Source organism: Deinococcus aestuarii (assembly GCF_018863415.1).
In the GTDB taxonomy this organism is placed as follows: Bacteria; Deinococcota; Deinococci; order Deinococcales; family Deinococcaceae; genus Deinococcus; species Deinococcus aestuarii.
The window spans coordinates 1-16,399 of the sequence record NZ_JAHKSN010000039.1; the positions used below are offsets into that span (position 1 = coordinate 1).

21 protein-coding genes and 1 pseudogene are annotated in these 16,399 nt (G+C 68.2%); 17 read left to right on the top strand and 5 right to left on the bottom strand.

The window, feature by feature from the left end; all coding sequences use genetic code 11:
* Positions 1-184: 184 nt before the first annotated feature.
* The 12 genes from IC605_RS24170 to IC605_RS24225 all read left to right on the top strand — a co-directional run bounded on the left by IC605_RS24170 (position 185) and on the right by IC605_RS24225 (position 10,099).
* A complete protein-coding gene (locus IC605_RS24170) occupies positions 185-2,098 on the top strand; it encodes a tetratricopeptide repeat protein (RefSeq protein ID WP_216329804.1) in 1,914 nt (637 codons plus the stop codon).
* A gap of 979 nt (positions 2,099-3,077) precedes the next feature.
* Entirely contained in the window at positions 3,078-4,868 is a 1,791-nt protein-coding gene (locus IC605_RS24175; RefSeq protein ID WP_216329806.1) for a ParB/RepB/Spo0J family partition protein, read from the top strand.
* A gap of 63 nt (positions 4,869-4,931) precedes the next feature.
* Entirely contained in the window at positions 4,932-5,126 is a 195-nt protein-coding gene (locus IC605_RS24180; protein ID WP_216329808.1) for a hypothetical protein, read from the top strand.
* A 143-nt stretch (positions 5,127-5,269) separates the two neighbouring features.
* Positions 5,270-6,265, top strand: a complete 996-nt coding sequence (locus IC605_RS24185; protein ID WP_246581259.1) for a bifunctional DNA primase/polymerase — start codon at positions 5,270-5,272, stop codon at positions 6,263-6,265.
* Between the two features lie 96 nt (positions 6,266-6,361).
* Positions 6,362-6,589 carry a hypothetical protein gene (locus IC605_RS24190; protein WP_216329812.1) on the top strand — a complete coding sequence of 76 codons (228 nt, stop codon included), beginning with the start codon at positions 6,362-6,364 and terminating at the stop codon, positions 6,587-6,589.
* Between the two features lie 234 nt (positions 6,590-6,823).
* The gene (locus IC605_RS24195; RefSeq protein WP_246581260.1) at positions 6,824-7,237 is read left to right on the top strand and encodes a hypothetical protein; all 414 of its coding nucleotides are present in this window, start codon (positions 6,824-6,826) and stop codon (positions 7,235-7,237) included.
* Complete coding sequence (locus IC605_RS24200) at positions 7,230-7,802, top strand: hypothetical protein (RefSeq protein WP_216329816.1); 573 nt, start codon at positions 7,230-7,232, stop codon at positions 7,800-7,802. Before IC605_RS24195 ends, IC605_RS24200 begins: the two co-directional genes overlap by 8 nt.
* A 9-nt stretch (positions 7,803-7,811) precedes the next feature.
* A complete protein-coding gene (locus IC605_RS24205) occupies positions 7,812-8,132 on the top strand; it encodes a hypothetical protein (protein ID WP_216329818.1) in 321 nt (106 codons plus the stop codon).
* A gap of 17 nt (positions 8,133-8,149) precedes the next feature.
* Positions 8,150-8,641 carry a DUF7007 domain-containing protein gene (locus IC605_RS24210; protein ID WP_216329820.1) on the top strand — a complete coding sequence of 164 codons (492 nt, stop codon included), beginning with the start codon at positions 8,150-8,152 and terminating at the stop codon, positions 8,639-8,641.
* Positions 8,642-8,669: 28 nt separating this feature from the next.
* On the top strand, positions 8,670-9,299 hold the full coding sequence (locus IC605_RS24215) for a hypothetical protein (protein WP_216329822.1): 630 nt from the start codon (positions 8,670-8,672) through the stop codon (positions 9,297-9,299).
* 10 nt (positions 9,300-9,309) lie between these two features.
* Positions 9,310-9,744, top strand: a complete 435-nt coding sequence (locus tag IC605_RS24220) for a hypothetical protein (RefSeq protein WP_216329824.1) — start codon at positions 9,310-9,312, stop codon at positions 9,742-9,744.
* 91 nt (positions 9,745-9,835) lie between these two features.
* Positions 9,836-10,099, top strand: coding sequence for a hypothetical protein (locus tag IC605_RS24225; protein WP_216329825.1), 264 nt, complete (start codon positions 9,836-9,838; stop codon positions 10,097-10,099).
* A 112-nt stretch (positions 10,100-10,211) separates the two neighbouring features.
* On the opposite strand, the gene IC605_RS24230 is transcribed toward IC605_RS24225, so the two are convergent.
* Genes IC605_RS24230 through IC605_RS24240 form a run of 3 tightly spaced genes read right to left on the bottom strand, consistent with a single transcriptional unit; the run spans position 10,212 to position 13,173 of the window.
* Entirely contained in the window at positions 10,212-11,357 is a 1,146-nt protein-coding gene (locus tag IC605_RS24230) for an FAD-dependent oxidoreductase (RefSeq protein WP_216329827.1), read from the bottom strand.
* A complete protein-coding gene (locus IC605_RS24235; protein ID WP_216329829.1) occupies positions 11,347-12,036 on the bottom strand; it encodes a class I SAM-dependent methyltransferase in 690 nt (229 codons plus the stop codon). The genes IC605_RS24230 and IC605_RS24235 overlap by 11 nt, the downstream gene beginning before the upstream one ends.
* Positions 12,037-13,173, bottom strand: coding sequence for a type III polyketide synthase (locus IC605_RS24240; protein WP_216329831.1), 1,137 nt, complete (start codon positions 13,171-13,173; stop codon positions 12,037-12,039).
* Positions 13,174-13,570: 397 nt separating this feature from the next.
* Between IC605_RS24240 and IC605_RS24245 the strand changes: the two genes are divergently transcribed.
* The 5 genes from IC605_RS24245 to IC605_RS24265 all read left to right on the top strand — a co-directional run bounded on the left by IC605_RS24245 (position 13,571) and on the right by IC605_RS24265 (position 15,672).
* Positions 13,571-13,834 (top strand): hypothetical protein, encoded by a 264-nt coding sequence (locus tag IC605_RS24245; protein ID WP_216329833.1) that lies wholly within the window; start codon positions 13,571-13,573, stop codon positions 13,832-13,834.
* Between the two features lie 152 nt (positions 13,835-13,986).
* On the top strand, positions 13,987-14,457 hold the full coding sequence (locus IC605_RS24250; RefSeq protein WP_216329835.1) for a hypothetical protein: 471 nt from the start codon (positions 13,987-13,989) through the stop codon (positions 14,455-14,457).
* Between the two features lie 85 nt (positions 14,458-14,542).
* The gene (locus tag IC605_RS24255; RefSeq protein WP_216329836.1) at positions 14,543-14,917 is read left to right on the top strand and encodes a hypothetical protein; all 375 of its coding nucleotides are present in this window, start codon (positions 14,543-14,545) and stop codon (positions 14,915-14,917) included.
* 51 nt (positions 14,918-14,968) lie between these two features.
* On the top strand, positions 14,969-15,337 hold the full coding sequence (locus tag IC605_RS24260) for a hypothetical protein (protein ID WP_216329837.1): 369 nt from the start codon (positions 14,969-14,971) through the stop codon (positions 15,335-15,337).
* 17 nt (positions 15,338-15,354) lie between these two features.
* Positions 15,355-15,672, top strand: coding sequence for a hypothetical protein (locus tag IC605_RS24265; RefSeq protein WP_216329838.1), 318 nt, complete (start codon positions 15,355-15,357; stop codon positions 15,670-15,672).
* A gap of 68 nt (positions 15,673-15,740) precedes the next feature.
* Here IC605_RS24265 and IC605_RS24270 read toward each other — a convergent pair.
* Positions 15,741-16,280, bottom strand: a pseudogene (locus tag IC605_RS24270) (Tn3 family transposase); the annotation flags it as partial.
* Positions 16,281-16,309: 29 nt separating this feature from the next.
* The coding region (locus IC605_RS25505; RefSeq protein WP_343216646.1) for an IS3 family transposase at positions 16,310-16,399 on the bottom strand (90 nt) is incomplete at its 5' end.

Genomic DNA, 16,399 nt, shown 5'->3' on the forward strand with positions numbered 1-16,399 from the left:
AACTTGAACTCGCGGCTGTGGGTGCGTCCGGGCATACGGGCTCCTTCGTAATGCCGTCAGCCTACGAGCTGACGGGGGCGAAGTGCCTTGCCTCCTGGTCCGCTCCTGGGGGGTCATTCCACGTTGTGAACGGATAAATCCCTTAGCCTCTCCTGTGAGCTTGGTTCGATTTCATGGGGGCCGCATGAAGTATGAGAGCAGCGTCGAATACCAGATGCAGCAGCGGAACTTCGCCTACGCTGCCGTCATTGAGACGCTGCGGCTTCAAGCCACCAGCCGCCCGCTCACGCCGACCGAATTGGGCATGCTGGGCAGCAGCCAGTTCCGGCTGGGACTGTTCAAGGAGGCGGAGGTCAACCTCCTGGCCGCCCGGGACGGCGGCAACGTGGAGGCGGAGATCGAGCTGCAAGGCTGCCGTCTCGCGCTCCTGAAGTTCGAGCTGGCGCGTGAAGACCTGGAGCTGCTGATTCATCGCACCGAGGGGTTTTTGCACAGCATGGCCCTGCGCTGGGCCGGGGTGACCGAAGCCATCCTGGGCAACACCAGCTACGGTGTGGGGTTGCTCAACCAGGCGTACCGCGAGTTCCAGGCGTCGGGAAATGCCCGCGGCATGCAGATCACCGCCAACATGCTGGGCGGCTGGCTGACCATGCGGGGTGACTTCGAGAAGGCAGAGTTCTACATCAAACGCAGCCTGAAGCTCTCGGACCCGCAGGTCGAACAGGCCTTTTGGGTGGACACGGGCGTCCGGCTGTTCATGCTGTATGCCTACACCGACCGTTCACGCGAGGCCCGGGAAACCATCGACCTGATGAAGCGGACCATCGTGGAGATCAGTCCGCAGGCCAAGGCGAGCGGATACTTCAACATCCAGATCCGGTTGTGCGAGACGGTGCTGTACCGGTTGCAGGGCAAGCGGGGCGCCTTCGTAAAGACCCTGTTCGGGTTGCACCCGCTGTTGCTTGACAAGCGGCAGCGGCACATAGACGCGCTGCTGTGGCTGGGGCCGCTGCTGCTGGACTCCATCAGCCGCATGGGTCAGCACGAGGTGGCGCTGGGCATTATTCATTACCTGCTGCCCGACCGCAGCGCCCGCATCCTCCCGCTGCGGGTGGTGGAGGGTGTCATCCTGCTCAGAAGCGGCGGTTACAAGAAGGCGATCAGCGCGCTGGAGCAGGCCCTTGAGGCGGCGCAGGAGGGCGGCCAGCGCCTCGACGCGATCCGCTGCCAGCTTTACCTGGCCGACGCGCTGTACAAGAGCGGCTGGGCGGAAAAGGCCATCCCTCACCTGAATCAGGCGCTGCGCAGCCTGGGCCACGTCAAGAGCAACTTCCTGATCCGCGACGACCTCGACGCCATCAAATCGGTGTTGCTGTACGGCGAGTCCAAGCCGGAGACGGCCCACCTGCTCCAGATCATGCGCGGCAGTGTGCCTGCACCCCCGGGCCGCGAAATCCACCTCCAGACCTTCGGCCGCCTGGGCCTGCAAGAGGACGGCCAGGAGCGAAAGTGGGCGCTCGACGAACAAAAGGTGCTGCTGATCCTGACCTACCTTAGGCGGAAGCCGGGTGAAACGGTGGACCAGATCGCCAAGGAGGTGCTCACCGAGAAATACCTGGAGTCGCCGCAAGCGGCGCATATTTACGTGCGCCGGGCGCTCAAGCTGCTGCGCGATGAGTTCGGCAAAGACATGATCCTGGCTACGCAGGAACGTAAGGCCGCGCCAGCCAGTTATCGCCTCGCGGACGAATTCGTCCTGCGCTTGGACATGGAGGTTGCTGAGAAGGCGCTGGACGAGGACGACTTGGAAAAGTTTTTTGAAGTATACCAGGGACCCTTTGCAGCGCACTTGGACGGCAACTTCGTTACAGCCGAGAACGATTACTTTGAGGGAAGGGCGTACCAGCACCTCTCCAACCTGAAGCGAAGCGCCGAGGGGTTAAGCGACCTGTACCAACTGGAGCGGTGGGTGAAACTCCTGCTGAGTGTCGCGCCGGAGAACGAGGACGTGGTGCAGCTCAACATGGACGTTGACGAGGCCATTCAAGCCGCGAGCGAACAGGAACCTCCCGGTTTGGGGAACTCTTACAACTTTTGACGTGCTGTTGGATCACAGCGGGGCGGTCGGACACCTGAGCACGGTTTTCGCACCTTCGCGCAATTTAGATGTTCCACGACAACTCAGTCCGCAAAATCAAGCGGCACGTCGAAACGGCGGGCCACTCGGCGCTGTTACGGTCAGAAGGGGTGGGCGCCGCTCGGCCGCAGGCCGAGGGGCGGCTCCGGGGCGGCGTGCGCCCCTGCGCTGGGGGGCCTCCGGCAGCCCCCCTCGGCGCGCGTGCGCGCCTTCCCCCCGCTGGAAGCGCACGTACATCCGGTCACGCCGCGAGGGGAGCTGTCCTGCGGCCCACGAGGGCCGGGAAAAGACATGAGGAGCGCCTGACGGCGCGCTGTTTTTTGTTCCCCCTTCCGGGGCGCGTCTCCAGCTTAGGGTCGTGCTCGCTGCGGTCAAGGGAAAGAGCCTTGACCTCCGCTGCGCGCGCCCCTGGCGCCCGAGGCGCCGCCCCTCGCGGGGAAAATGGGAGGGGGAAGGGACAAGGGCGGCCCCGGACATGCGCGGCTGAGGGTGCGGGGACGCACCATGCGGGCCGTGGACGCGCGCCCGGGGGCGCGGCGCTGCGCGCGTGACCCCGGACATACGAGAGGAGCGGGCGCTGGGGGGCGGCCCCGCCAGGCCCCCACGGGGGCCACACCCGCGCACGGAGGGTGCGCGGTGTGGGCGTGCGGGTGTGGGGACGGCCAGGGAGACGTGCAGGCCTGTGAGGGCGTGCCTGGGAGAGCCGCGCGCCGGAGTTGTGGTAGGCCGCCGCCGTGCCGTGTCTGCCCTTCGCCCCGCCGCCCGGATACCCCACCGGGCGACGTGCCGAACGTCAGCCCCGACCCGTCACCGCCTCATGAAAGACGGTTTACGGGTATACGGGTTTACTGGTTTACCGTTGACTCATTGGTATGTTGGAGATATACTAAGAGGCGTAGGGGGCACCCTCCACACCCGCCCCCTACACGAAGGAGCAGAGATGACCGCAGCCGAAACCCTGCCCGCCGACCCCACGCCCGCCCTGCGCCTCGCGCCTCGCCAGGAGTTCCCCGCCGAAGTCGTGCAGGTGCCCTGGACCAGCCTGCGCCGCAGCGAGTTCAACCCCCGGCGCACCTTCGATGACAAGCCGCTGTTCGAGTTGGCCGTGGACATTTACCACAAGGGAATGCTGCAAAACCTCGTGGTGCGGCCCCACCCCACCGAGGAAGGCGCGTATGAAATCGCCGCAGGCGAGCGCCGCTACCGCGCGGCGGGCCTCCTCGTCGAGGGCCTGGAACTCGTGGACGACCAGGGCGGCGAGAGCACGCTGCTCAAGGTGCCAGGGGAGTACACCGTCCCGGTGCTGATTCGGCCCCTCACTGACCAGCAGCTCGTGGAAGTCGCCATCACCGAGAACTTGCAGCGCGAGGACATTTCCCCGCTTGAGGAGGCGGACGGGTACGCGAGGCTGCGCGGGCTGGGGATGAGGCCCGACGAGATCGCCGCCAGGAGCGGGCACCCGTTGCGGCGGGTCGAGCAGCGCCTGATTCTGGCCGATGGGCTGGGCAAGGAGGGCCGCAAGCTGCTGATCGAGGACAAGATCAACGTCGCCCAGGCCCAGGTGATCGCCCAGACCACGGGCGAACTCAAGAAGCATCTCGTGAAGCTGGTCAAGGAGAACCCACGCTCCTACAGCGCCGAGCAGTTGCGGAAGATCACCACCGAGGGGCGCGTGCTGGTCAGCAATGCCCTGTTCGACTGGGAAGCAGCGGGGCTGGCCGTGTGCGAGGACCTTTGGGGCGTGACGCCCGCCTACTTCCGCGACAACGCCAGGGCGCAGGCGTTGCAGCTTGAGGCCATCGAGGCGCAGGCGCAGCAGGACCGGGAGAGCGGGAATTGGGCCTTTGTGGACGTGCTGCCGTGCGGCGCCCACGGCAACGTGCGGAGCCTGCCGTGGAGCACCTACCGGAACTACGGCCCCCAGGAGTTGCAGGGCGTGGTCTACATCCACAACCTGTCCGGGGAGATGTACCGTCACGAGGGGGCGGTGCGCGAGGACGCGGCCAAAGCCGCCGAAAAGGCCAAGCAGACCGCCCAGCGTGCCCAGGTCCGCGCCGAGCAGGCCGCGCAGCCCCCCGAGGACCGCCCGGTGCGCGACGTGGCCCACCGCCTCGGCCAGGAGGCCCGCGCCCGCGTGCTGTGGGGCAGCCTCGCCACCGACCCCAAGCGGTGCCTTGTCCTGACCGTGCAGGGCCTCTTTGAGGCGTCCAGCGAGGTCAAGGTCCGCACCGACCCGGCCCCGAGCATGAGCGCCCCCCTGCCGGAAGCCGTGGCCCTGGTGGAACGCTGGACGACCGAGCGGCCCGACCTGTTCCAGACGCACAAGGAGGGCACGATGGTGACCCAGTTGTACGGGTCGAAGCTGCACGACGCCCTGATAGACCTGAGCGTGGACGACCTGTTGGCCCTGCTCGCGTACCACATGCACGACTCCCTGCATCACTGGTCGGGCTTCTCCGCCACGTCGCGGCCTGGGGCGCTGGCGGTCCACGTCGCGGGGCAGATCGGGGCGGACAAGCGGCTGGCGCAGGAGTGGGAGGTCACGGCGGAGTTTCTGAACGCCTACACCATCCCGCAACTCACCGCCCTGATCGCCACTATGCCCAAAAAGGTGCAGCCGGGCATCGCGCCGGGGGTGAGCAAGAAAGAACTCGTGGGCCGCATCGTGGAGGTCGCCGGGGCGCTCCGCGAGGCGGGGTGGGTGCCCGACGTGGTGAAGTTCCAGCGGTAACGCGAACGTGCCGGGGGGCCACCGCGCCCCCCTTCCAGCAGCACCCCGGAAAGGACGTGCCCGATGACGCTTGATGTTGCCCGGGAAGCGCGCGGCCAGCGCCACGACGCCTTTGTTTACATCTGCACCTGCGGCCACCACCTGACCGTGTTCGCGTCGAGTGCCCCGAGCGCCCGCCAGAGCGATCAACTAGCCCAGCGGCGCGGGTGGAAGCTGGACGGCGAGACATGGACGTGTGCGGAGTGTTCCGCAGAATGAAGGAAGGGGGTGTCTCTCTCACCCCCTTTTCTCTTGTCCAGGAGGGTGTTTTTTGACTTCTTACTATACTTCGCATATACTTAGATCAAGGAGGAGGTCGTATGTCGTATGCAATAACTTCCCATATCGGGCACCATAGGTCCATGAGCCTCACCCCCCATGATCTTTTGCGGACCGCGAGGCAGTACGTGGACGCGGGGCTGAGCATCATCCCGGCAGGAGTCAGCGGTCCTTACGCCAAGCACCCCCACTACGACGCCTTGAAGAAGACCGACCACTGCTACTGGGACGAGGGGCGCGGCAAGTGGGTGGCGACATGGATGGCCTTTCGTGAGCGCCTGCCCACGCAGGGCGAGCTGCACGCCTGGTTCATCACGCACGGTGCGCCGGGCATGGCGCTGGTGACGGGGGAAATCTCCGGGCTGATCGCCCTGGACTTCGACCAGGGTGCCGGTGTCGAGATGATGCGCCATATCGGTGTCGAGCCCCACGTCCGCAGCGCGGGCGGCGGCTACCACGCCTACGTGCGCCACCCCGGCTGGCACGTCCCCACCACCAACAGCAAGACCAAGACGACGCTGCCGCCCGGCGTGGACGTGCGGGGCGACGGCGGGCTGGTCGTGCTGCCCCCCACCGTGACCGACGCGGGCCGGTACGAGCGGCTGCCTTGCAAGAAACTCGTGAACCGCCTGGCGATCCCGCAAGCTGTCGAGGTGGCCGGGCAGACCTACCGCCTGCGCGAGCTGCTGGGCCTGGAGCGCGCGCCGCAGGCCCAGGAGGAAGCGCCGCCCGCGGCCATGCGCGCCCCGGTGTTCAGCGAGCAGCGTGACGGTGGCGACCAGGAGCACCGGCGGGTGGACTACACGCGGCTGGTCGAGCGCGCCCAGGACCTCACGGTGAGCCGTGGCCGCAACGAGGCCGGGTTCTGGCTGGCCTGCCAGCTCCGGGACAACGACTTCGCCCAGGACGAGGCGCTGGAGATCGGGCCCTACTGGCTCTCCCTGCTGCCGGGCACGAACACCAAGGGGGCCAAGGAGGCGTATGTGCTCGCCCACTACGAGGCCTCGGTGCGCAGCGCCTACCGCAAGATTCCCGCCGGTCGGGAAGCCAGGCCCTGGGTGAAGGGCTTCGGCCGCTGAGGAAGTCTTTCTTGACTTCTTAGTAAGTTAAAACTATAGTAAGAGAGCGCGGGGGGAACCTTCCACACCCGCCCCCCGCGCGAAAGGAGCGAAACGATGTCCCTCACCCCGGCGGAACGTGGTCAACGTGGCGGTCTGAGAACCGTCGAGCGGCACGGCAACATGCACATGGAGTGCATCGGCCGACTTGGCTTCCAGATCACGGTGGAGCGCTACTACGGCGGCGACGCGCATGCCTACATGGCGGCGCTGCGCGGGCGCCAGGGCGCCGGTGCCCGGGTCAAGTACGACCCGCAACTCGGGTGTCGTGTGGGCACCGCCTGAATGACGTGTGGGCGGCTCTGGGCCGCCCACCGCTGATCCACCCCGCACCTGGTTTCCACACCCGCAGGATGCCCAGTCAGAAATCGGGAAGGAGCGATCCAACTCCGACTTCCTTTGCCTCTCACCTTAGCACGCGCCCTCGCGGCCGGAAAGGACCACACCATGATGTACGCCCAGTCCGCCCCCCTGCCCACGCCGCCTCCCGGCAAGGTCAGCTTCCCGCATACTCAGGGAATGCCCAGAAAGCCCCTGCCCGAAGTGCTGAAATCCTACCCGGCGCTCGACAAGCTCACCTGGATCTACGTCCGCGATAATCCGGGCACCATTCACGTGCAGGACATGGCGGAGCACTACGGCCACCACTTCCAGACGATGGCCGCGAGCCTGCGGCTGCTCAAGCAGAACGGCCTGGTGGTCGCCACGAAGGAGGGGGAATTTACCCCCGGAGAGGGCCGCGAGGCGGGCGCGTACCGGGTGGCCACCGCCGAGGAGCTGGCCCACGCCAAGCCCTACGACGCGACCATGAAGGCTCGGGGCAAGAATGCGGCCGCGATGGTGGGCAGAGGCTCCTCCACTCGGGAAGGAGCTGAAGTCGAAGGCGCCGTCGCCCGCGCTCCACGCCGGAGGAAGGGGACGGGCGATGGCTGAGGACCTGCACGCCCAGTTGGTCGAGCTGCTGATCAGTTGCGGCCACACGCCCGAAGAGGCCGAGCACCTGGCCCGCGAGACCGCCCGCCACCTGCGCAGCGCCGCCATCGGCACGTCCTACGGGCACCTGTGGCCGGACGATCTGCCCCGAATCTGGGCCGCCGCCGAACGCCACGGCCGTCGGCGCCTGGTGGTGGAGATCGTCGCCGAAGGCCGCGAGCAGGACGAGTACGACGGGCACGTGACCGCCCGGGTCGTCGAGGCCGAGGACTGGCCGGACTGGAACGAAGCGAAGCGTGTGTACGCCGCCTACGCCCAGGCGCTCGCCGCCCGTTCCGCCGACGTGGACCCGCTGACCCTGGCCCACCGGCTCGCCACGGCCGACCTGGAGCCCACGCCGGACGAAGGGCTGCCCAGGCCCGCGGCCAGTCCCGAGACGGCTCTCCAGGAGGCGCACCACCTGGTTGCCGAGGCCATGACCCTCGCTGCTCGACCCGATCAACGCGAACTGCTCGCGCGGGCCCGGAAGCTCCTGCTGGACCTCCAAGCGCGCACCCTGAACTGAGGTGAACCTGTGAGCGACCACGACCACACCGCGAGGCTGCTGAACGTTCTTGGGGACGCCCTGCATGAGGCCGCCGCCGAGCTGCTGGACGGCAACGAGCGGCAGGCCGCCGCCCTGTTGCGCCGGGTGCATGACGCCCTTCGGGCGGCTGAACCTGCCTCAACCTGGGACACGTTGGCGCTGGTGCTCGAACCGCACGTCGCACCCCTGCTGCCCCCGGCCGAGGCTGACGACGCCTGGCCCTTCAACGAATGCCTCGACGATCTGCCCGACCCGGAGGAGGACTCGCCCCCGCCGAACCTGCCGTTCTCGTTCAGGAAGGCCAACTGATGTACACCCTGCACTGTATGGACCCCCGTGATCCTTTGGGTTACCCGGACACCCAGGGCACCGACCTCGCCGAACTTCAGCAGCTCTGTGATCAGAGCAACGCCCGCGCGCTGGAGGAGGACGGCTTCGAGCAGTATTGGATCGTCGAGGGAGGCCGCATCATCTACCCCCCGGCCTTCGTGAGAGACGAGGAACACGAACCCCTCCTCACGCCCTGGGGCCGGGCGTTGCGGCGCACCGAGGTGCAGCCCGGCGTGACCTGGGTGGTGAGCAACCGCCACGGCGGCTACCACCTCAGCCCCGAGGTCAACGCCTGCATCCCCGAGGCGGTGCGTCGATCCAACGGCTACTACGAGGGCGACGTGGAGGCCTCCCTCTGTGCCTACTTCGTGCCACTGCGGGGTGCTTCTCCGGCGGACGTCCTGGTCGTCATCGAGAAGGAGTACCCGGAGGTGTACGCCGGGCTCGTCAGCGGCCGAATCAAGGCCCCTTCGGGAGCATCGTCGTGAACCTTTCCCCAGCTCAAGGAGCCCCGGCATGACGCCGAACGACGCCGCCACCATCACCTTTGTCCGCCATGCCCTGTCCAACGGCCTGGAAACTGTGATCGCCCACTACGACCCCCAGGCTCCTGCCCTGACCGAACTGGCGGACAACATCGAGTTCGTGTTCGGCCGCAAGCTGGAGTTCTACCTGGGCCAGCCCGGCGGTCCTCGCAGCGGGGTCTTCGCCACGGCGTGGCGTGAGCACCTGTACCCCGACGTGCCCCTGCCCGAGCAGCCGAACGAACTGAGGGTCCTTCCGACCGATGCGGACTTCAGGGCCTACATCGAGGGTGCCATGTCTGCCCAGCTCGCCTACCAGGCGCAGCAGCAGGCGGGTGAACGCGCGCGCCGGGAAGCTGAGGTGGAGGCGCAGCGGGTGGCGCTGCTGGAGCGGCTGCGGGGCCGCGTGGTCGAGGTGGTCACCAGCCGCGACCACGGCCTCCCCATCAAGGTGCCGAACGGCGAGCTGACGGTGCAGGAGGCGCGGCTAGCCTGGGGGGACCCGCGCTTCCACTGGAACGATACCGAGCAGGACGACATGGGGATTCCGCTGGACTATCTGGACTGGCCCCGCACGTCGATTGCCGACCACCCTTATCCCGATGATGACGACCGCCTGTGAGGGGGAACCCATGATTGATCGCCTGACCGAACGGCAGCGAGCCGCCCAGGCTCTCGGCGCCGCCGCCGATCTGATGACGACCACCGCCGCCCTGATCGAGCAGGGTGAGGACGTCGAGGCAGAGTGCCGCTTGCGTGTCCTCCGGGAGGCCCTGAACGCCGCTGACCCCGCCCAGGGGTGGGAGCGGGTGGCCCAGGCCATCGCGGCGGCTACCGCGCCGATCCTCGTGCCGGGTGCCTCAATCGGCCAAGCTAGCGTCAATCCCCAGCCGGGAGAGGAGCACTTGAGCGAGCGTGACCGGCTGGCCCGTGGTCTGAACCTCCCCGACTCGTGGACAGAGGCCATCGAGGAGACGCGCCGCGCTGGTCCAAGAACGGTCGAGCAGTGGGAAGCCGATGCCCAAGCCCGTGAGGACCGCGCCCGCGCTGACAGAAAGCTCAACTGATACATGTTATTCTGTTATGAACGTAATGCCTTGTCCGGCTGGCTGGTCCTGCGGACACGCCCCAGCGCACCGACACTTTGTAGGAGAACTGATGACTCTCACGGCTTTGCGGTACGTCCTGTACCTCGTGACCTTCGTTTCCGGCATCTTCTTCGGATGGAGTACCACACCAGATGAACTCACGGCCTGGGTGAAAGGGATTGCCCTGGCTGCCCTGGTCGCGTTCGGCTTCTACATCGCCGCCAAGTGGAAGGGCCGCGAGGTTGATGAGGAACTGTTCCCGCTCATTACGGTGAATGTTCTGCTGTGGGTGGGCGGTGCGGCGCTAAGCGTGTGGTTCCACCACGGGTTCTAGTTCTTGCCACGGGAGGCGGGGGCGGTTCGCACCGGCGGGCCGCCTCTGTTTTGTCTCTTGCTCCCCAGAGGGCGGAGCGGTGGCACCCGGCAACTTCCCCTGCCCCAGCCACTTAGAGCCACCGCATCGTGAACAGCCGCGCCAGAAGTGGGCGCAGGGGTCGCGCGAGCATCACCCGCAGCACCCGCTCCCGGGGTCCTGGTGTTCGGACGGGCCGCCCGAAGAACATGTTGAACTCCGCCTGCCGGGCCGCGACGCGCGCCCCCCGGCGGCGCTGCCGCTGGTAAGCCAGGAGAGGGCTGCGGGAGGACCCCTCGCCCCGGACCTCCTGTTCGAGCGCACCTGCCAGCGCCGCCGCGTCCAGCAGGCCCAGGTTCATCCCCTGCCCCCCGATGGGGCTGACCTCGTGCGCCGCGTCCCCCACCAGCACGACGCGGCCCTTCACGAACCGCGTGGCGAGGTGGCGACCCACCCCGAAGGGGCTGAGCATGCTGCACGTAGAGGCGGGCACGTGCAGGCCCGTCCGGGTGTGAATGAGGCGGCAGAGGTCCTCGGCGCCCTCGCGCAGGCCGGGCTCACTTCGCACCACCCAGCGCCGCTTGCCGTGCGGCAGCGGAAAGGCCTCCACCACCCCACCCTGGGTGACGTGAATCACGGCGGTCGCCCCGTAGGTCGTCGTGTCCTCGAAGTCCCCCATCAGGTAGCGGTCCTGGTACGGCCTGCCGGGGTAGGCGATCCCCGCGAGCTGGCGGACCAGGCTCCGGTGGCCGTCCGCGCCGACGACGAAGCGGGCCCGTACCTGATGCACTTCCCCGGCGTTGTCCCGGTAGGTCACCGTGGCATGAGACGTGCCGTCGTCCACATCGACGACGCTGACCCCTCGCCGCAGGGTGCCTGGGCGCAACTCGTGAAGCCGGGCCTCCAGCAGCGTCTCCGTGTCCCGCTGCGGCAGCGCCAGGATGAACGGGTAGGGAGACACGCCGCTGAACTCCAGCTCGCCGAGCACGCCGCGTTCCCCACGCACCAGCGCCCCCCTGATGAGGACCCCCCGCGCCACCATCCGGTCGGCCAACCCGAGCCTCCCCAGCAGCTCCAACGCAGGCGGGTGAATCCCGATGGCTCGGGAGTGGGGCGGGGGCGCCTCCCGCTGCTCCAGCACCAGAAAGCTCAGGCCGCGCCGGGCTAGGCGGCACCCCAGGAACAGCCCGACCGGGCCACCGCCCACCACCACGGCGTCGAAGTCCACGTCAGGCGACATAGGTGAGTAGGTGCCGGAACGGGAAGAGGGGCCGAACCTGCCAGCCGGGGGGAACCGTAGCCTGGAGTTCCGCCCGGGTATAGCTGCGCCGGATGGAGGTCAGGCCGTCCTCGCGGATGAACGAATGCGGGAAGGGCCGCGCGGCCACCGAGAACAGCCGGTACGCCCAGGGGTGGCGTTCCAGGTCGCTGTGCAGGACCTTGACCGCGCACAGGCGCTCGCTGTCGTGCAGGAGCATTGCGAGTTCGTCGGCCGTCAGGTGGTGCAGCAGGTGATTGGAGGTCACGAAGTCGAAGCGCCGGCCCTCCCGCACCAGGTCGCCGCTGAGGACCTGCCGGAACTGCACGCCGGGCATGGGGGGCAGCTCGCGGGCGAAGGCCACGGCGCGCGGGTCCGCGTCGATTCCCAGCACGTCGAGCGCCAGGCCGTCGCGCCGGGCCCAGGTGGCGAAGGCACGCGGCACGTCGCCGCCACCGCTTCCCACGTCGAGGAGGGTGCGGGGTCTTTCCGGGTGCAGGTGCGGCCGGATCTCCTGCCGGTAGACGCGCCCCCAACCCGACAGCACGGCGTTGACGACCCGAAACTGAACGTAGGTGTTGCGCAGTTGCTGGGGATCGCAGCCCGCGTCGTCCATCAGCTCGTGCGCCGCGGTGTCGCGCCGGGCCAGGGAGCCGCCCATTCAGACCACCGGGGGCAGCTTCGTGAACAGGCCCATCTCCACGGTGAGGCCGGGACCGAACGCCATCGCGCAGACGCGCTCACCCGAAACCTCCGGTGCCTGCTGAGCGACCTGCTGGAGAATGAACATCACCGTGGCGCTGCTCATGTTGCCATAGTCGCGCAGGACCGCGCGGGAGGGCGTCAGTTGCTCGTCGCTCAGCCCCAGTACACCCTGCACCTTGTCGAGGATGCTGCGCCCGCCCGGGTGGATCGCCCAGTGCCGCACGTCGCGGTGCACGGCCTCCGCCAGCTCCGCGTCCCCCGCCAGCAGGGGCGCGAGCGCCCCGTGGATGTGCTCCTCGATGATCTGCGGCACGTAGGTGGACAGCACCATCTTGAAGCCCTGGTCGCCGATGGTCCAGGCCATGTCCGCCTCGCCGGTTGGGGTCAGGGTCGTGTCGAGGCTGTCCACGCGCAGGGCGTGACTGCCGGGGCGGGGTGGTCGGGCACTCACGAGCGCGGCAGCGGCCCCGTCGGCAAAGACCGAGTTGGCGATCAAGGTGTCGGGGTCGGTGTCGAGCTGCACGTGCAGCGAACACAGCTCCGCGCAGACGATCAGGACGACGGCGGACGGGTCGGCCTCGCAGAAGGCCTTCGCTGCCCGCAGCGCCGGGAAGGCGGCGTAGCAGCCCATGAAGCCCAGGTGGTAACGCTGGGTGGTGGGCGCGAGCCCGAGGTCCCGCACGAGGTGGTAGTCCGGCCCCGGGGCGAAAAACCCGGTACAGGACACGGTGATCACGTGGGTCACGTCGGCGGGTCCCAGGTCCGGGCAGCGGTCCAGCACCCGCGCGGCGGCGACCGTGAACAGCTCGCGGGCCGCGCGGGCGTACACCTCGTTCCGGGCGCCGGTGCTGGGGGTCAGCACCTCGCGGGTGTCGGGGTTGAAAAAGACGCCGGGACCCTCGCCGGGCTGCAAGAGCATGTCCTTGACCGCGCTGTGGCGGCGCTCGATGCCCGAAGCGTTGTAGATGCTGCCCACGAGGCGTTGCGCCCGGCGGTCGAGAGCGGGTTGCTCCCGCATCAGGTCCCGGATGAATGACTGCTCGTACACCGCCTCTGGAACAGCCGTGTCGATGGCGTGAACGTAGACGGACATGGCTCACGCTAACGCTGAGCGCAACCGGGCAGTGCGCTCAGCCCCGCATTCTCCCGCCTTCTGGCTGGAATTAAACGGTTCGCAAAAAATATGATGAGCAACCCGTCAGATTGAAGGTCGCGGTGGAGGCGACAGGTGCGCGGCAGTCTCGCGTCGAGGTGGCCGCGCGAAGCCGCGCCGTCACCCGCACCTCGCCCTGAAGGGCTCGGCACGTGCGCCGTCCCGACGCGGGAGGGCAGAACTGGAACACACGCGGAGGTCGGGTGGACCTGAGCTGCCGAGGAGTGTGCAGAAGTATCGTTGCAGACAACAAGAAATTGTTCTCTACCTATGTTTCTTCTGTACTAAGAGGTACAGGGAACACCCTCCACACCCGTTCCCTGTGGCAAGGAGCGTCATGACGCAGATCGAGTACCCCGACGGACAGGCAGAAGTCACCAGATTCACCCACGGCGGGCGGGGACGCGAGGAACTGTTTACCAGCGCCCTTCACCCCGACGAGCGCTACCGCCAGCGCGTGCATGTGGTGGACGCGGGCGACTTCACCCCCGCCTTGGACCTGGAACGTGATGCCGACCCCAACCACTGCCGGTTGTGCCTGTTGAGCCACCTGCACTCCCAGGCCCGCCACGCCGAGGAGATCAGCGGCCACGGGTACTGAGCTTGAGCCCGAAGGGCGGACGCCTACCATCAAAAGCCGGTAAACAGGTTTACAGTCTTACCGGCTTTTCTTGACACCTAAGTATGTTGGAAGTATACTAAGCATATAGGGAAGCACCTTCCACACCCGCTTCCCTATGCGAGAGGAGCGATATGACCACCACGCAGCACAATCCCCGGCCCGGTTTGATCTTCGAGTACATCTACACGGGCGAGGCCTATTTCCGCGCGACCCTCAACGACGACCTCACGGTGACGATGGTGGACGCGCAGACCACCCGCACCGTGACCGTGGGTTCCCTCTACAGCCTCGGCACGCTGGAGATGTGGGCGCGGCGCTGCCTTGCCACCCTGCGCGGTGAGGCGACCCACTGCACCCTCGGCCCGGTGGGCGAGCGGCTGGCCCAGAGGTACGCCGAGGGGTGCAAGCCACTGGGGAACAAGCGCGGGTCGGCGTTTCACCGCGCCCTGGGGCGGTTGGGTATTCCCTCGCACGCCCATTACGAGGTGTGCGGCATGGCCCTGGGCCAGCCGGTGAGCAGCCTCGCGGCGCTCAGCGAGCACGACGCCCGCAAGGCGTGGGCCTACGCCCGCCGCGAGTACGCCCCCGCGCACGCGGCCTGAAGCCCGCGAGCGGCCCCGCTCCCAGCGGGCGGGGCCGGAATCCAGGAGTGCCGATGCCCAGCCGCACCGCCGCGCAGGTGGACGGGTGACCGCCGTGCCCCCCCTGCCCGAACCCCAGGCCAAGCCGCCCTCCCCCTACGTCCAGCGCGCGATGGCCGCCGAACCCCTGTACGTCCTCGCCCTGCCGCTGCACTTCACCTTCGGCCAGGAGACGCCCCTGAGCGTGCGCCTCGCCCTGGTGTGGGCGCGGGGTGGCCTCTACGGCAGCGCCGCCGACGACGCCCGGCGCCTCTACCTCATCGCCACCCCGCCCGAGGAGGCGCAGGACCTGCACGCGCTGGCCCGCGAGGACTACCCGGGCGCCCGCCTGACCGCCGTGGTGTTCACCACCCGCAACGACCCGAACGCCCTGCCGCCCCTGGCAAAGCTCGGCCTGTACGTCTGCCCCGTCTGGTTCTGACCCCCGCCACGTCCGGCCCCGTCCACGCGGCGGGGCCAGAAAGGAGCGCCCATGCCCGAAGTCGCCCCCCAGCGCACTTCAGAGGCCGAGACCTACGCCGAGCAGGCCCGCGCCATCCGGGCCGATCTCGCTTACAGCCTGCGCGCCGCCCGCCGCGCCGTCCGGGCCGGGGACCTGCACCCCGACCACCTGCGCCTGCTCCGGTGCGCCCGCTATGCCGGGAACAGTCACGGCCACCAGCACCCCAATCCCGACCGGGCCAGCGCCTGCCAGCGCCACACCGAGCGCACCCGGCAGACCCTGGAGAACGTGCGGGCCGTGCTCGAAGTGGACGGGTCGCCCCGGGGCCAGACCGCTCTGCTGCGCCTCCAGGTCAGCGCCGACCTGTACGCCCTGCTCGCCGCCACCGCCCCCCACTGACTCCCGGAGGAGCGCCTATGTCCAAGACCAGTCGCCCTGCCCACCAGCTCCGCCGCGCCATCGAGGCCGCCAGCGTCCCCCTCACGGGCACCGGCAGTGAGGGCACCGCCCGCACGCGCGTCCGGGTGCGCGGCCATACCCTTCAGGTCGCCGTGTCCTTCCTGCACCTCAACCAGACCCCCGGCCGTCCGGGGCGCCGGACCCTGATCCTCAGCGCCGCCCGAGCGGACGGCCGCGCGGCCACCCGGCGCGACGGGGAGGCCCGGGCCCGGCTGCTGGGCACCCCGGCCCGCATCTGGATGGCGGGCGCCCGGGTCTGCCTGCGCGCCGCGTGACGAGACGTCGCCCCCTCCCCCTTCCCGCTGTTCTTGGGGTGACGCCAGTAGCGACGCGGAAACCAACGCTAAGCTTCCAGCGGCTCCCCCTCCTCTGGCCGGGCGGGGTCAGCAAATGGGCGCAGGGCCCCCTGCGCGAGCGTCGGCGATAGCTCAAAGTGATATCGCCCCAGCACATTGATGTGTTCAAACAGCAGCGGCGACAGGCGCGCCACGTCCTCTGGCCACACCGTCACCCTTAACGCCCGCAGGTGGTTCAGGATCGCGTCGAGATACCGGGTGTTCCACAACACGATGGCGTTCACCACCAGGCCCAGCGCCCCGAGCTGATCCTCCTGGCCCTCCCGATACTTCTGCCTGACTTCCCCCCGCTGCCCGTGGAAGACCCAGCGCGCCACGTTGTGCCGCCCCTCGCCCCGGTTGAGCTGCACCAGAATCCGCCGCCGGTACGCCTCATCATCTACGTAGTGCAACAGGTAGAGCGTCTTCTCGATCCGGCCGAGTTCCGCCAGCGCCCGCCCCAGCGAGGCACTGCGCCCCAGGATCCGCATCACCTCCAGCGCCCTGACCTTGCCCAGCTTCAACGACCCCGCCAACCGGAGCAAATTGGGCCTGCCCCGATATTGCGTAGTTGAAGTTAAGCGGCTGTAGCTTGGCGTTCGAACTCCAGGGGCGTCAAGTACCCCAGGGTGGAATGGCGGCGCTGGCGGTTGTAGAAGACCTCGAT

Coding starts and splice junctions, on each gene's coding strand:
- IC605_RS24265 (WP_216329838.1), top strand. CDS start 15,355: ATGTCCAAGACCAGTCGCCCTGCCCACCAGCTCCGCCGCGCCATCGAG.
- IC605_RS24210 (WP_216329820.1), top strand. CDS start 8,150: ATGGACCCCCGTGATCCTTTGGGTTACCCGGACACCCAGGGCACCGAC.
- IC605_RS24245 (WP_216329833.1), top strand. CDS start 13,571: ATGACGCAGATCGAGTACCCCGACGGACAGGCAGAAGTCACCAGATTC.
- IC605_RS24185 (WP_246581259.1), top strand. CDS start 5,270: ATGAGCCTCACCCCCCATGATCTTTTGCGGACCGCGAGGCAGTACGTG.
- IC605_RS24220 (WP_216329824.1), top strand. CDS start 9,310: ATGATTGATCGCCTGACCGAACGGCAGCGAGCCGCCCAGGCTCTCGGC.
- IC605_RS24225 (WP_216329825.1), top strand. CDS start 9,836: ATGACTCTCACGGCTTTGCGGTACGTCCTGTACCTCGTGACCTTCGTT.
- IC605_RS24230 (WP_216329827.1), bottom strand. CDS start 11,357: ATGTCGCCTGACGTGGACTTCGACGCCGTGGTGGTGGGCGGTGGCCCG.
- IC605_RS24180 (WP_216329808.1), top strand. CDS start 4,932: ATGACGCTTGATGTTGCCCGGGAAGCGCGCGGCCAGCGCCACGACGCC.
- IC605_RS24175 (WP_216329806.1), top strand. CDS start 3,078: ATGACCGCAGCCGAAACCCTGCCCGCCGACCCCACGCCCGCCCTGCGC.
- IC605_RS24215 (WP_216329822.1), top strand. CDS start 8,670: ATGACGCCGAACGACGCCGCCACCATCACCTTTGTCCGCCATGCCCTG.
- IC605_RS24195 (WP_246581260.1), top strand. CDS start 6,824: ATGCCCAGAAAGCCCCTGCCCGAAGTGCTGAAATCCTACCCGGCGCTC.
- IC605_RS24200 (WP_216329816.1), top strand. CDS start 7,230: ATGGCTGAGGACCTGCACGCCCAGTTGGTCGAGCTGCTGATCAGTTGC.
- IC605_RS24170 (WP_216329804.1), top strand. CDS start 185: ATGAAGTATGAGAGCAGCGTCGAATACCAGATGCAGCAGCGGAACTTC.
- IC605_RS24190 (WP_216329812.1), top strand. CDS start 6,362: ATGTCCCTCACCCCGGCGGAACGTGGTCAACGTGGCGGTCTGAGAACC.
- IC605_RS24235 (WP_216329829.1), bottom strand. CDS start 12,036: ATGGGCGGCTCCCTGGCCCGGCGCGACACCGCGGCGCACGAGCTGATG.
- IC605_RS24250 (WP_216329835.1), top strand. CDS start 13,987: ATGACCACCACGCAGCACAATCCCCGGCCCGGTTTGATCTTCGAGTAC.
- IC605_RS24260 (WP_216329837.1), top strand. CDS start 14,969: ATGCCCGAAGTCGCCCCCCAGCGCACTTCAGAGGCCGAGACCTACGCC.
- IC605_RS24240 (WP_216329831.1), bottom strand. CDS start 13,173: ATGTCCGTCTACGTTCACGCCATCGACACGGCTGTTCCAGAGGCGGTG.